General features: G+C 66.3%; 12 protein-coding genes. 4 read left to right on the forward strand and 8 right to left on the reverse strand.

From position 1 onward, the window contains the following. The first annotated feature begins 32 nt into the window (after positions 1-32). The 3 genes from glgX (at position 33) to PSK12I2_RS0123445 (ending at position 4,078) form a co-directional block, all read left to right on the forward strand. A complete protein-coding gene (gene glgX, locus PSK12I2_RS0123435; RefSeq protein WP_027600301.1) occupies positions 33-2,129 on the forward strand; it encodes a glycogen debranching protein GlgX in 2,097 nt (698 codons plus the stop codon). A 164-nt stretch (positions 2,130-2,293) separates the two neighbouring features. Further along, a complete protein-coding gene (locus PSK12I2_RS0123440; RefSeq protein ID WP_007162011.1) occupies positions 2,294-3,304 on the forward strand; it encodes a class 1 fructose-bisphosphatase in 1,011 nt (336 codons plus the stop codon). A gap of 168 nt (positions 3,305-3,472) precedes the next feature. After that, on the forward strand, positions 3,473-4,078 hold the full coding sequence (locus PSK12I2_RS0123445) for an outer membrane protein (protein ID WP_027600302.1): 606 nt from the start codon (positions 3,473-3,475) through the stop codon (positions 4,076-4,078). Positions 4,079-4,112: 34 nt separating this feature from the next. Here the strand turns inward: PSK12I2_RS0123445 and copD are convergent, their stop codons facing one another. The 8 genes from copD to PSK12I2_RS0123485 all read right to left on the reverse strand — a co-directional run bounded on the left by copD (position 4,113) and on the right by PSK12I2_RS0123485 (position 12,377). After that, the gene (gene copD, locus PSK12I2_RS0123450; protein ID WP_027600303.1) at positions 4,113-5,009 is read right to left on the reverse strand and encodes a copper homeostasis membrane protein CopD; all 897 of its coding nucleotides are present in this window, start codon (positions 5,007-5,009) and stop codon (positions 4,113-4,115) included. 2 nt (positions 5,010-5,011) lie between these two features. Continuing rightward, positions 5,012-5,383: a copper homeostasis periplasmic binding protein CopC gene (gene copC, locus PSK12I2_RS0123455; RefSeq protein ID WP_007162008.1), complete on the reverse strand. Its 372-nt coding sequence runs from the start codon at positions 5,381-5,383 to the stop codon at positions 5,012-5,014. Between the two features lie 33 nt (positions 5,384-5,416). Further along, positions 5,417-7,207, reverse strand: a complete 1,791-nt coding sequence (locus PSK12I2_RS0123460) for a SulP family inorganic anion transporter (RefSeq protein ID WP_007162007.1) — start codon at positions 7,205-7,207, stop codon at positions 5,417-5,419. A gap of 211 nt (positions 7,208-7,418) precedes the next feature. Further along, entirely contained in the window at positions 7,419-8,630 is a 1,212-nt protein-coding gene (locus PSK12I2_RS0123465; RefSeq protein ID WP_027600304.1) for an ammonium transporter, read from the reverse strand. Positions 8,631-8,825: 195 nt separating this feature from the next. Then, positions 8,826-9,410 (reverse strand): YigZ family protein, encoded by a 585-nt coding sequence (locus PSK12I2_RS0123470; protein ID WP_027600305.1) that lies wholly within the window; start codon positions 9,408-9,410, stop codon positions 8,826-8,828. Next, a complete protein-coding gene (locus PSK12I2_RS0123475; RefSeq protein ID WP_027600306.1) occupies positions 9,407-10,063 on the reverse strand; it encodes a TetR/AcrR family transcriptional regulator in 657 nt (218 codons plus the stop codon). Before PSK12I2_RS0123475 ends, PSK12I2_RS0123470 begins: the two co-directional genes overlap by 4 nt. A 70-nt stretch (positions 10,064-10,133) precedes the next feature. After that, positions 10,134-11,510 carry a uracil-xanthine permease family protein gene (locus PSK12I2_RS0123480; protein WP_027600307.1) on the reverse strand — a complete coding sequence of 459 codons (1,377 nt, stop codon included), beginning with the start codon at positions 11,508-11,510 and terminating at the stop codon, positions 10,134-10,136. 69 nt (positions 11,511-11,579) lie between these two features. After that, positions 11,580-12,377: a DUF5020 family protein gene (locus PSK12I2_RS0123485; RefSeq protein WP_027600308.1), complete on the reverse strand. Its 798-nt coding sequence runs from the start codon at positions 12,375-12,377 to the stop codon at positions 11,580-11,582. Between the two features lie 270 nt (positions 12,378-12,647). On the opposite strand from PSK12I2_RS0123485, the gene PSK12I2_RS0123490 reads away from it, so the two are divergent. Further along, positions 12,648-13,025, forward strand: a complete 378-nt coding sequence (locus PSK12I2_RS0123490; protein ID WP_027600309.1) for a hypothetical protein — start codon at positions 12,648-12,650, stop codon at positions 13,023-13,025. The last annotated feature ends 106 nt before the right edge of the window (positions 13,026-13,131 follow it).

The raw sequence follows: 13,131 nt of genomic DNA on the forward strand, positions 1-13,131 counted from the left end.
ATCCGCCCCGCAAGCCCGTCACCGGAGTCCCCATGCCCCGCACCTCTACCCGCCTCGAAGCGGGCAATCCTGCCCATTACGGTGCCACCCTCGTCGAGGGCGGCATCAACTTCGCCGTCTGGTCGCCGGCGGCTGAAGCCGTCGAACTCTGCCTCTACGATGCCAAGGGGGAAGCCGAGACCCAGCGTCTGGCCTTTCGCGAACACGAAGGCGGCGTCTGGCATGGTTTCCTGGCCGGTGCCAAAGCGGGTCTGAAATACGGCTTGCGCGCCCAGGGTGCCTACCGCCCCCAGGACGGCCTCAGATTCAACGCCAACAAACTGCTGGTGGACCCCTGGGCCCTGGCGGTGGACCGACCCTTCCAGCTGCACCCCAGCACCTATGGTTTCCATCCCGAAGATCCCAAGCGTCCGGACACGCGCGACAGCGGCGCCCATGTCCCCAAGGCCATCGTCCTGCCGCCGGTCGAGAGCCTGACGCCAGCGCCCAGGCGTCGCGACGCCGGACTGATCTACGAATTGCACGTACGCGGCCAGACCCAGCTGCATCCGCAGGTGCCCGCCCGCCAGCGCGGCACCCTGGCGGCGCTGCGCCATCCGGCGCTGATCGAGCACTGGCAGCGCCTCGGCGTCACCACCCTGGAGCTGCTGCCCATCGCCGCCTGGGCCGACGATCGCCATCTGCCCGCCCTGGGGCTGGCCAACTACTGGGGCTACAACCCGGTGGTCATGGCGGCGGTCGATCCGCGCCTGGCGGGGCGCGAGGCCCTCGCCGAATTGCGCGAGACGGTGGCCACCCTGCAGGCGGCCGGCTTCGAGGTGCTGCTCGACGTGGTCTTCAACCACACCGGCGAAGGCGACGAACTCGGCCCCACCTTCAATCTGCGTGGCCTGGACAATGCCGGCTACTACCGGCTGCAGCCGGACGATCCGGCGCGCTATATCAACGACATGGGCTGCGGCAACTGCCTGGCGCTCTACAGCCCGCCGGCGTTGCGCCTGACCCTGGACAGCCTGCGCCATTGGGTCACCGCCGCCGGTGTCGACGGCTTTCGCTTCGACCTGGCGCCCGCGCTGGGTCGCCTGGAAAGCGGCTTCGATCGCGACGCGCCGCTGTTGCAGGCCCTGGCTCAGGATCCCGTGCTGCGTCAGGTGCGGCTGGTGGCCGAACCCTGGGACATCGGCCCCGGCGGTCATCAGGTCGGCGCCTACCGTGCGCCCTGGCAGGAATGGAACGACGCCTTCCGCGACGACGTGCGCCGCTTCTGGCGCGGCGACGACGGCTTGAGAGGCGCCCTGGCGACCCGTCTGGCCGGCAGCGCCGATCTCTTCGGTGCGGGTGATCGCTCCTTGCGCACCAGCGTCAACTTCGTCACCGCCCACGACGGCTTCACCCTGGCCGACCTGGTCAGCTACGCCGAAAAGCACAACGAGGCCAATGGCGAAGGCAATCGCGACGGCACCACCGACAACAAGAGTTGGAACAATGGCGTCGAAGGACCGAGCGACGACCCCGCCGTCCTGGAAGCCCGCGCCGCCGACCAGCGCGCCCTGCTGGCGACCCTGATCCTGGCCGGGGGCGAACCCATGCTCACCGCCGGTGACGAATTCGGTCGCACCCAGCAGGGCAACAACAATGCCTATGTGCAGGACACTGAACTGTCCTGGCTGGACTGGCAGCAGGCCACCAGCCCGGCCGGGCAACGGCAGAGCGCCTTCGTCGGTCGGCTCATGGCGCTGCGCCAGGAGTTACCGGCCCTGCAGGCGCAGCGGCTGCTTGGACGACCCGATCCCCGTGGCTGGGTCAGGATCGAATGGCTCGATGCCGACGGTGCGCCGATGGACGACGGTCGCTGGCAGGCCGGGGGCAGCCTGCCGCTCGCCCTCACCCTGGAGCCCCTCGACGGAGCGGATCAGCCCCAGGCCGCACGGATCTGGCTGGCCTTCCAGCCGCGGCGGGAGGAAATCGACCTGCGCCTGCCGCCGTCACGTGACGGACATCACTGGGTGATACAGCTGGACAGCCGTCAGCCTGAACTGGAACCCGACTCGGCAGTCTATCCCAGCGCCGAAAATCTCCGTGCTGGCCGAGGCGTACTGCTGGCCGTGGAGACCCCGAACGCGCCCTAGACGCGCGTTCCCTGCCGGCCGCCGGTGCCCGGCGCCTCGTTGCCCCGGCGACAGCGTCCGGAATCGGCACTGGCTGGCAGACCTGGCCTGACGGTCCGCTCTGCTTGAGACGGAGCTTGAGCTTTGGCGCTACACTCGCGCCCATCATTACAAGGAGCACCGCGATGTCCCGGATATCCCTCAGTCGTTACCTCATCGAGCAGACCCGCAGCCACAAGACCCCGGCCGACCTGCGCTTCCTCATCGAAGTCGTGGCACGGGCGTGCAAGCGCATCAGCTACGAGGTGTCCAAGGGGGCGCTGGGTGGCGTGCTTGGCAGCATGGGCACCGAGAACGTCCAGGGTGAGGTGCAGAAGAAGCTGGACGTGCTGTCCAACGAGATCCTGCTGGAAGCCAACGAATGGGGCGGCACCCTGGCCGGTATGGCCTCCGAGGAAATGGACCAGGTACACCAGATTCCGGGTCACTATCCCAAGGGCGCCTACCTGTTGATGTTCGACCCCCTGGACGGCTCGTCCAACATCGACGTCAACGTCTCCGTCGGCACCATCTTCTCCATCCTGCGCAAGGACTTCGTCAGCAGCACCACCGGTGACGTGACCGAAGAAGCCTTCATGCAGAAGGGCACCGAGCAGGTGGCTGCCGGTTACGCCATCTACGGTCCCCAGACCATGCTGGTGCTGACCCTGGGCGACGGCGTCAAGGGCTTCACCCTGGATCGCGAACTGGGCAGCTTCGTGCTGACCCACGAAGACATCACCATCCCCGAGACCACTGCCGAATTCGCCATCAACATGTCCAACCAGCGCCACTGGGAAGCCCCGGTCAAGCGTTACGTGGACGAGCTGCTGGCTGGCAAGGAAGGTCCCCTGGGCAAGAACTACAACATGCGCTGGATCGCCTCCATGGTGGCCGACGTCCATCGCATCCTTACCCGCGGCGGTATCTTCATGTACCCGCGCGACGCCCGCGAGCCGGAAAAGCCCGGCAAGCTGCGCCTGATGTACGAGGCCAATCCCATGTCCATGCTGGTCGAGCAGGCCGGTGGTGCCGCCACCAACGGTCACCAGCGCATCCTCGACGTCCAGCCGGACGGCCTGCACCAGCGGGTGGCGGTGTTCCTGGGCTCCAAGGAAGAAGTGCAGCGCGTGACCGAGTACCACCGTCAGCGTTGATCCCTCCCAGCCGGGCCGCCTGCAACGGGCGGTCCGCTGCTCCGCTCGTGTCCTGCCTCAGCGTTCAGCTCCGATTCAGTCCCCTTAATCCTGCGCTAATCCGCCGCCGCCGAAGATGGCCGTGCAGCCGGTCGGGCTGTATTCGCATCGCGTGAGGAGCCTTTCACCATGAACGCCCTGAAATCCCGTGTCGTCCTCTTCGGCCTGCTGGCCCTGGCCAGTCATCAGGTCTTTGCCGCCGATCCCCAGAATTTCGCCGGCCTCACCTATGGCAAGAGCTACGACAACTTCAGCAACAGCCACGCCCTCGACCGCAACCTGAACAGCCCCGATACCGATGGTGCCATTGATGGCAGCAACACCTGGGGGCTGCGCCTCGGTCAGCAGAACGATGCCGGTCGCTACTACGCCACCCTCGACCAGGCCAGCGGCAGCAGTGATGGCCTGAGACTCAAGCAGCAGGACCTGACCGGCAGCTACGATGCCTTCTATCCCCTGGGCGACAGCACCAAATTGTTTGGCGGCGGCACCCTGGGCGTCGCCCGGGTCACCCAGGATGGTTCCAGCTTCGGCCATGACAGCGACCTCGGTTATGTGGCCGGGATCCAGGCCGGCATCCTGCAGCAGGTCAACGACCGCACCTCCCTGGAAGCCGGCTATCGCTACCTGCGCAGCAATGCCAAGCCGGACATCGATCAGGACGGCAGCAAGCTGGGTTCGAGCCAGCTCGACAGCAGCAAGGAAATCTACCTGGGCATGAACGTCTATTTCTGAGGCGTGGCCGGGGCGACAGCGTTCGCCCCGGCTGTCAGCTGAAGGGATCCAGACCCGAGAAGGCTGCCACCAGCGTGACGGCGACCACCCCGAGGGCGATCTCCACGGCCGTGGCCCGGCGCAGCAGCTGCCAGGCCTGAGGTCCCTGTCCCAATCGCGGCACCAGCAGATAACGATTGGCCAGGGCCAGGACGACCATGGTCGCCACCACCAGCACCTTGGCCAGCAGCAGGCCGGAGTAGGGCGTCAACCGCAGCAGGCCCTCCGGACCGAGGATCAGCAGGCTGTTGAGCGTGCCGCTGAGCAGGGCCAGCGCCACGCAGATCTGCCCGGGTAGCGAGTAACCGCGCAGCAGCCGCTGGACCTCCCCCCTGAGCCGGGCCGGATGCCGCCCCAGGCACAGCAACACCCCGGGCAGACTGCCCAGCCAGAGTCCCGTGGTGAGCAGATGCAGGGCCTGGTTCAACCGGTGCACCCCGCCGAGCACGCCCGCGGTCGCGGCGGCGTGGCCACCCAGGGCCAGACTGGCCAGCAGCAGGCCACTCAAGCCCCACAGCCAGCGAACGCCACGCATCCCTGGTCCTGCTAGCAGCCACAGGGCCAGCAGCAGGCCCAGCGGCAATTGCCAGCGCCAGCCCTGGCCAGCCTCGGTGGCCAGATAGAGCTGCCACAGCGGCAGGTTGAAGGCATCCGTCCAGCCATCGCCGACCAGCGCGGCCTGCAGCGGCAACAGACTCAGCACCCCGAGCAGCAGCAGGGCCCCCAGCAGGCGGGCCGCAGGGCGCGCCCGTTCCAGCAGCCAGCCGCTCAAGGCTGGGCGACCCAGCCAGAGCGCCAGCGCCAGATAGCCCCAGGTCAGCAGCAGCGGCAGCAGAAAGAGGGCGCGGGCGAGGGGGCGCCAGGCATCGGGCGTCGCCAGTCCGCCGTCCATCCTTACTGGACGGTGAAGCGATAATCGCCCTGGGTCTTGTGTCCGTCCTTGGCCAGCACCCGCCATTTGACCTGGTAGCGACCCGCTTCCAGCGGTGCCTCCAGCGGCACCTCCAGGGTGCGTTCGTCACCACCGGAAATCACCTTGCCGGTGGTGATCGCCGTACTGGCCTGACCCTCCAGCCGCTGCAGCTGCACCTGGCTCAGAGACGCCTCGACCCCTTCGGAAAAGCTCAGACTCAGCTGCTTCGGTGCCGGGCTGGTGCTGTCGGGGGCAGGCTCGGCGCTCTTCAGGTGACCATGGGCCAGGGCCAGCCCCGGCAACAGCAGAGAGGTCAGGGCGAGACGGCGAGCGAGACGCAGGGCAGCGGTCATGGAGAACTCCAGCGGCAGAAGGAAACCGCCAGCTTAGCAGTCCGCCCGAGTGGCGTCCGCGCCCGGCGCCTGTTCCGCCGCGCGTGCCGCGCACTCGACGAAGGTCCGGGCGGTGCAGCTGCGGCAAACCTCCGGATCCAGGCGCGGATAGATGCTGCGCAGGGCCTGATCCTTGGACGAAAAGATATGGCCGTCGCCCAGCTCCTTGAGAAAGCCGGTCTTGGCGAACAACTGCAGCACCGGCGTGCGGGGGCGATGGAAATAGAGATCGCCACCCTGGGCGCGTCGCTCGCGCCATTCGCGCCGCCAGAGGTCGTTACCCGCCAGGTCGATGAAATTCATGCTCTTGGTCATGAACAGGGCGTGCTTCTGCCCGGGCTGGGCGCTGCGAAAGCCGTCCAACTGATCGCCGACATGGGGCACGGCGCCAAAGAACACCGAGCCTTCCACCCGCACCAGCTTGAGTTGCGGACACTCCTGCGCCGGCTGGCCCAGTTCGTCCAGCGGGGTGAAACGGCGCTCGGGGGTACGGGGATCCGGCACCAGCGGGCGGATGGCCGGGTGCGAGGTGCGATAGAGGTAGGCCACCAGGGAGACCAGAGTGCCCAGCAGCACGGCGCGGTCCAGGGGAATGGTCAGGGTCGCCAGCAAGGTCACCCCGGCCACCAGGGCCTCGGTGCGGCTGACCCTCAGCACCTCGCGCCAGCGCCCCAGGTCCAGCAGCCCGCGCGCCACCAGCAGCAGGGTAGCGGCGATGGCGGCCAGCGGAATGGCCGCGATCAGGGCACCGCCAAAGGCCACCAGGGCCACCACCAGCAGGGCGGCGAACACCGCCGCCAGCGGGGTGCGGGCCCCGGCTTCGAAATTGGGCATGGAGCGATTCAGCGAGCCGCAGGAGACATAGGCCGAAAAGCAGCCGCCGACCAGATTGGCCAGGCCCTGGCCACGGAATTCGCGATTAACGTCCAGCCGCTGTCCGGAGCGCTGGGCCACCGCCTTGGCGATCGACAGCGACTGCCCCAGGGCCACCAGGGTCAGGGCCACGGCGATGCCGGAGAGATTGCCCAGGTCCTGCAGGGTGACGTTGGGCAGATGGAAGGGCGGCAGCGCCGAGGGGATCCGTCCGACCGTGGCGATCCCCTGGGCCGCGCCCGCCACGCTGCGCTCCAGGATCCAGGCGCTCAGGCAACCGGCCAGCAGACCCAGCAGCATGGTTGGCCAGCGCGGGCGCAGCCGCCTCAGCAGCAGGGTGGCGACCAGGGTCACCACGCCGATCACCAGCGAGGGCCAGTGGATCGCCAGGGGATGGGCGACGACATAGCCGAGCACGCCAAAGGCCGAGGTGCCCAATGGCGGCGACAAGCCGAGCAAATCCTTGAGCGAATAGAGACCGATCAGCACCGCGGCGCCACTCATGAAGCCGAGCAGCACCGAGGGCGAGATGAAGTTGGCCACCGCGCCCAGGCGCAGGGCGCCCACCGTCAATTGCAGCAGGCCGACCAGCAGAGTCACCGCCAGCGCCAGATCGATATAGGGGCCGGAGCCCGCCAGCGCCAGCGGAGACAGCGCCGCCAGCAGGGCCAGGGAGTTGGCGTTAGTCGGCCCGGTCACCACATGGCGACTGGAGCCCGCCAGGGCGGCGACGATGCAGGGCACCACGGCGCCATAGACGCCGTATTGCGGAGGCAGTCCGGCCAGGGTGGCGAAGGCCACGCCCTGGGGCAGCGCCAGGACCGCGCCCAGCAGACCCGCGCCAAGATCCGCCTTCAGGGTGGTGCGGTCCACCTCGCGGAGCCAGGGCAGCAGGGTCGAAAGGGCGGGCATGGGGCGCTCCTGGAACAAGGGTCGCCCACTCTACCGATTCCGGTCGCCGGTGGGCTACCCGAGTCCCGCCGTCGCCGTTCGCCGCCACGACATCGAGGCCGTGTTCATTTCTTCACCAGTCGCCGCCAGCCCGGTCTCTGTGGCGTTCTCGTGACTTCATGCACGGGTTATCCACATCACTGTACACGGTCCCTGTGGGTAACCTCGGCCGCTAGCCGTCGTGGCTGTTGGCGGCGATGCGATGGATCGACAGGTCGGCGCCCTGGTATTCCTCTTCCTGACTCAGACGCAGCCCCAGCACGGCCTTGAGCAGCCCGTACACCGCCAGGCCGCCGAGCAGGGCGACGGCGATACCCAGTCCCGTGCCCGCCAGTTGCGCCAGCACGCTCACCCCACCCAGGCCGCCAAGTGCGGTCTGGCCGAACAGGCCACAGGCGATGCCGCCCCAGGCGCCGCAGAGGCCGTGCAAAGGCCAGACGCCCAGCACATCGTCCAGCTTCCAGCGCGTCTGCACCGCGGTGAAGGCCCAGACGAACAGGGCGCCCGCCACCAGCCCGGTGGCCAGGGCGGCGATGGGATGCATCAGGTCGGAGCCGGCACAGACGGCGACCAGGCCGGCCAGAGGCCCGTTGTGCAGGAAGCCGGGGTCGTTGCGCCCGAGCAGCAGGGCAGCCGCCGTCCCGCCGACCATGGCCATCAGCGAATTCAGCGCGACCAGGCCACTGACGCCTGCCAGGCTCTGGGCGCTCATCACGTTGAAACCGAACCAGCCGACGATCAGGATCCAGGAGCCCAGCGCCAGAAAGGGGATGTTCGACGGCGGAAAGGCCACCAGCCGGCCTTCGCGATAGCGACCCTGACGCGGCCCCAACAGCAGCACGGCCGTCAGCGCCAGCCAGCCACCCACGGCGTGCACCACCACGGAGCCGGCGAAATCGTGGAAGCGCGCGCCGAACAGCGCTTCGAACCTGTCCTGCAGCCCCAGGTTGTTGTTCCACATCAGGCCTTCGAAGAACGGATAGACGAAGGCCACGATCAGCGCGGTGGCGCACAGTTGCGGGACGAAACGCGCCCGTTCGGCGATGCCGCCGGAGATGATCGCCGGGATGGCTGCGGCGAAGGTGGCGAGGAAAAAGAACTTCACCAGCCCATAGCCGCTGTCGGCGGTCAGCACCTGGGCAGGCGCGAAGAACGTCACGCCATAGGCGATCCAGTAGCCGACGAAGAAATACACCAGGGTGGAAATGGCGAAGTCGGCGAGGATCTTGGACAGCGCGTTCACCTGATTCTTGTGCCGCACGGTACCGGCTTCGAGAAAGGCGAAACCGGCGTGCATGGCCAGCACCATCACGGCACCCAGCAGCAGGAACAGGGTATTGGCACTGTGGACCAGGGTCGCCACAGCGGAAGGCAATTCGTTCATCAGGGCAGTCGTCGCTAAGGGTTGCACCAAAAACATGCCTGGCGGCTGCTCGATGCGCGCTTTTAGGGCGTGCTGCAGCTCTCGGCAGGTTCAGTCTTGCCGCCAAGCAGAGCGCAACGGGGAATTAGCGCGGGGATGCGCCAGGGCGGTGCGAATCGGAAGGGCGTGCACCAGGAGATAGCAAAGGTCGTGCCGCTAGAGCGCACGCATCACGATACGTCCACTGCTCAGATTGCTCAGCAGCGTCGTTACTTCGTCGCGTCGCTGGGGCTCGACCGCAATCCGCAAGGCGATCTCCAGCGCCTGATAGTCCTCGGCGAGCACGAGCACCGCCAGGGCTGCCAGGCGAGCCTTGATCAGCGGCCACTCCGCATAGGTACAGGCGAAGCCATAGTCCTGCCGCACCACCAGCGGCTGCTTGTCCGCCTGTTGCAGGCAACGGGCGGCGCAACCGCCATAGGCGCGCACCAGGCCGCCGGTACCCAGCTTGATGCCGCCGTACCAGCGGATGACCACCACCACCACCTGATCGCAATCCTGCCCCTCGATGGCGGCCAGAATGGGCCGGCCCGCCGTCCCACCGGGTTCGCCGTCGTCATTGAAGCGGTATTGATTACCCAGCTTCCAGGCCCAGCAGTTGTGGGTCGCGGTCGGCACGCTCACGCGGTCGATGAAGGCCATGGCCGCTTCCACCGTGGTGACGGGCGCGGCGAGGGCGAGGAAACGACTCTTGCGCACCTCTTCCTCGCAGGCGGCATCCTGGATCAGGGTAAAGGTCATGGTGCCTGGAGACCCAGTCCCTTGAGAATGACATGGGTCAGGGTCCGCGCCGCCTCGTCGAAATCCTGCCGGGTCAGACGGGTGCGCCCGGTCACCTGGCAGATCTGGCTGGCGAAGTCGGCATAGTGCTGGGTACTGCTCCACAACAGGAAGATCAGGTGGACCGGATCCACCGGATCCATCTTGCCAGCCGCGATCCAGGCATCGAACACCGCTGCCCGGCTGCGAAACCAGGTCTGGTAGTCCTGATCGAAATACTCGTACAGGCAATGACCGCCGCCGATGATCTCCATGGCGAAGATCCGGGAGGCCAGCGGTTGCCGACGCGAGAATTCCAGCTTGGCGCGGATGTAGCGGCTCAAGGCTGCCGCCGGATCGTCTTCGACGGTCAGGTGATTGAAGGTGCTGTCCCAGAGTTCGAGGATGTTGCCCAGCACGGCCATATAGAGGCCGAGCTTGTTGTTGAAGTAGTAATGAAGATTGGCCTTGGGCAAGCCAACGCGTTGCGCGATGGTGTTCATGCTGGTGCCCTTGAAGCCATGGCGGGCGAATTCTTCCTCCGCCGCGCTCAGGATCAACTCCTCATTCTTCTGCCGGATGCGTCCGGCCGGCTTATCCTGGCCGGCGTGATGGGCGGGTACGAGAAGGGTCATGACAACTGGAGGATCCTGAGGCGCGGCAGGCATCAATAGCGTACCCCCGGCCCTGGACACAAGGGCTGTTTTACCGGTGTGGCGCTGGCGAGCTGCATTCCGTCACCGCTGCGCGGCGCTCCTCGGGCAGCAACAGGTTGAGCAGGATGGCGGTGATGCCGCCGCTGGTGATCGCGGTGTCGAAGAGATTCTTCACCAGTGGCGGCAGCTGATCCAGCAGCGTCGGCTGGCTGGCGATACCGAGACCCACGCCAAGGGAGGTGGCGATGATCAGCAGGCTGCGGCGATCCAGGGTGCAGTGCGCCAGCAGCCGTATCCCGGCCGCGGCGACACTGCCGAACAGCACCAGGGTCGCACCGCCCAGCACCGGCTTGGGAATCTGCTGCAGGACGGCGCCCAGCACGGGGAACAGACCCAGCACCAGGAGGATGGCGCCTATCCAGTAGCCGACATGGCGGCTGGCCACGCCGGTCAGCTGGATCACCCCGTTGTTCTGCGCGAAGGTGGTGCTGGGAAAGGTATTGAAGGTGGCGGCGAGCAGGCAGGCGACCCCATCACCCAGGACCCCGCCCCGCAACCGCCGCAGATAGCCGGGTCCTTCGACGGGTTGCCGCGAAATCAGGCAGTTGGCGGTCAGGTCGCCGGTGGTTTCCAGGGTGCTGATCAGATAGATGAGCGCGACCGGGAGGAAGGCCGACCAGTCGAAGGCGAAGCCGAAATGGAAGGGGAGGGGGACGCTGACCAGGGGCAGGTCCGGCAGCGGTTGAGGTTTCAGCAGGCCACAGGTCCAGGCGGCGAGGGAGCCCACCAGCAGGCCGATCATCACCGCCGACAGCCGCAACCAGGGACGCCGCGACAGATTCAGGCCGATGATGACGACCAGCACCAGACCACCGAGGGCCAGGTTGATCGGTGCGCCGAAATTGGCGGCCTTGGCGCCCCCGCCGAGATCGGTGACGCCCACCCTGATCAGGCTGATGCCGATCAGGGTGATGACGATGCCGGTCACCAGTGGCGTGATCACCCGGCGCAACAGACCCAGGCAGCGACTCAGGCCGATCTGGACGAAGGCGCCAAAGAAGCAGACGCCAAAGATCATCGCCAGGATGTCCTCCGGCGTCCCGCCGCGCTGCTTGACCAGCATCCCGGCTGCCAAGACCGCGGATAGAAAGGAGAAGCTGGTGCCCTGCAGGCAGATCATGCCCGCGCCCAGTCCACCGGCACCCCGCGCCTGCAGAAAGGTACCGACGCCCGACACCATCAGCCCCATGCTGATCAGATAGGGCAGGTGCTCGTGCAGCCCCAGGGCGCCGGCAATGATCAGCGGTGGGGTGACGATCCCTACGAAGCTCGCCAGGACGTGCTGCAGGGCGGCGCAAAAGGCCGCGAGCGGGGCCGGGCGATCGTCCAGGCCATAGAGCAGATCATCGCGGACGGGAGTGGGCATGGTGATTACCTCGCAGTGGCGCTGCGGGCCGGTAAGGCGGCTGCAGCGCCAGAAGTGGGTCTGGCCAGGCTAGAACTGATACTTCACCAGGAAGCTGAAAACGCTCTGGTCGGTACGAAAGCCCTCGCTGTCCTTGATGCCGTACTTGTCCGACCAATAGTCGTACTCGGTCCCTACATAGAGGTGCTTGGCCTCGTAGCCCATGGCCTTGCCCAGGTCGTACTTGACCTGGGGATTGAAGTGCAGATTGGCGTGATAGCTGCCCTTGTTGTTCATCACCCAGTCCATGTAGCCATCGATGAGCAGATCCGAATTGCCCAGGGGCAGGGTGTAGGCCCAGACCGGCGTGAGCTGCCAGGCACCCGAGGGGGCACTGCCGCCATCCGGCTTGCGGTAATAGAGATTCAGCTGGAAGTAGTCGAAGCCCGGCACCTTGAGGTCGAAACCCGGACCGACCAGATAGTTGCGCTGGTCACGGCCGGCGCCTTCGCCATCGTTCTGGTCGTATTCCAGGGTGGTGGCGAGCAGGACATCGGTGACCGGACCAAAAGAAAAGTCCCGCCCGGACAGCTTGCCGAAGGACAGTCGCGGACTGATCTCGCCATAGAAGCCCTGATGACCGTCGCTGGCGTTCGTCGCACCGTTGAACCAGATGCTGTCGACGAAGAGGAAGAGATCGCCCCAGGTCCAGCTGCTGGCATGCTCGAAGGTGACGGTCTGCTGGATGCGGGGATCGACCCGGAAATCCTTGCCATATAGATAGGTGAGGCTTTCACCGTGCCACAGCAGTGGGCTGTCCGCGGCTTGGGCGGCACCGGTTGTGAACAGGCTGGCGGTCAGCAGCGCGGTGGTTAGGGTCTTGCGCATGTAGGCTCCTGGAAGTGCTTTCTCGTTATGTGCAGCGTCCGCCGTGCTCAGCAAAATCGACGCCAAGCTCCGGCGGGCGGGAGAAAATAGTTATTTTTCAACGCCTTGTATAAGGATTCCGGGAAATTTCAGCTGTTTGGCAGGGCACCAAACCTGACCACTTGCTCAGTTTTCGTGCCCTGAAGGGGCGCCCGCAGCGGCGCTGCTGCGAAACAGCGCACAGGGGGCCGCGCAGTGCTAAGGTGCTGGGCGACCCCGCAGGAGATAGTCATGAAGTTGCTTATCGGTATGCTGACGGCCTTGCTCTGCTGCTCTTTCGCCTCGGCTCAGGTCACCCAGGGTGGGACGGGACAGCCAGGCATCCTCATGATCACCCGGGGCGATGCCTACTCAGGTTCGGGATGCGACATAGGTCTGGTGATTCAGGGGCGCCTCGCCGGCACCCTTATGGCCGGTCAGAGTGCTTCCTTCAATCTGCCGCCTGGCGAGATCGCCGTCAGCCTTACCTCTTCCGGCCCGGGGGGTTGCGCGGCGCCCATGGCCAGCAGCGTCGCCCAATCCATCCTGCTGACTCCTGGGGAGATCAAGCAGTACCGGATCATCGCGACCGAGGCGGGGTATCGGCTGGCGCCCATCCCCCTTTATTGAAGTTTTTTGAAATAACCTGTTGACCTGCCCCAAAACTCCCCTATAATGCGCCCCACTTCCGGCGCAGACGCTGAAGCGGCTTGAAAATCAAGCACTTAGGTCTGAG

It is taken from the genome of Pseudomonas sp. MOIL14HWK12:I2, from assembly GCF_000510745.1.
Classification (GTDB): Bacteria; Pseudomonadota; Gammaproteobacteria; order Pseudomonadales; family Pseudomonadaceae; genus Chryseomonas; species Chryseomonas oryzihabitans.

Bases quoted from the DNA above. Each gene is read 5' to 3' on its own strand.
- glgX (WP_027600301.1), top strand. From the start codon at position 33: ATGCCCCGCACCTCTACCCGCCTCGAAGCGGGCAATCCTGCCCATTAC.
- PSK12I2_RS0123440 (WP_007162011.1), top strand. From the start codon at position 2,294: ATGTCCCGGATATCCCTCAGTCGTTACCTCATCGAGCAGACCCGCAGC.
- PSK12I2_RS0123445 (WP_027600302.1), top strand. From the start codon at position 3,473: ATGAACGCCCTGAAATCCCGTGTCGTCCTCTTCGGCCTGCTGGCCCTG.
- copD (WP_027600303.1), bottom strand. From the start codon at position 5,009: ATGGACGGCGGACTGGCGACGCCCGATGCCTGGCGCCCCCTCGCCCGC.
- copC (WP_007162008.1), bottom strand. From the start codon at position 5,383: ATGACCGCTGCCCTGCGTCTCGCTCGCCGTCTCGCCCTGACCTCTCTG.
- PSK12I2_RS0123460 (WP_007162007.1), bottom strand. From the start codon at position 7,207: ATGCCCGCCCTTTCGACCCTGCTGCCCTGGCTCCGCGAGGTGGACCGC.
- PSK12I2_RS0123465 (WP_027600304.1), bottom strand. From the start codon at position 8,630: ATGAACGAATTGCCTTCCGCTGTGGCGACCCTGGTCCACAGTGCCAAT.
- PSK12I2_RS0123470 (WP_027600305.1), bottom strand. From the start codon at position 9,410: ATGACCTTTACCCTGATCCAGGATGCCGCCTGCGAGGAAGAGGTGCGC.
- PSK12I2_RS0123475 (WP_027600306.1), bottom strand. From the start codon at position 10,063: ATGACCCTTCTCGTACCCGCCCATCACGCCGGCCAGGATAAGCCGGCC.
- PSK12I2_RS0123480 (WP_027600307.1), bottom strand. From the start codon at position 11,510: ATGCCCACTCCCGTCCGCGATGATCTGCTCTATGGCCTGGACGATCGC.
- PSK12I2_RS0123485 (WP_027600308.1), bottom strand. From the start codon at position 12,377: ATGCGCAAGACCCTAACCACCGCGCTGCTGACCGCCAGCCTGTTCACA.
- PSK12I2_RS0123490 (WP_027600309.1), top strand. From the start codon at position 12,648: ATGAAGTTGCTTATCGGTATGCTGACGGCCTTGCTCTGCTGCTCTTTC.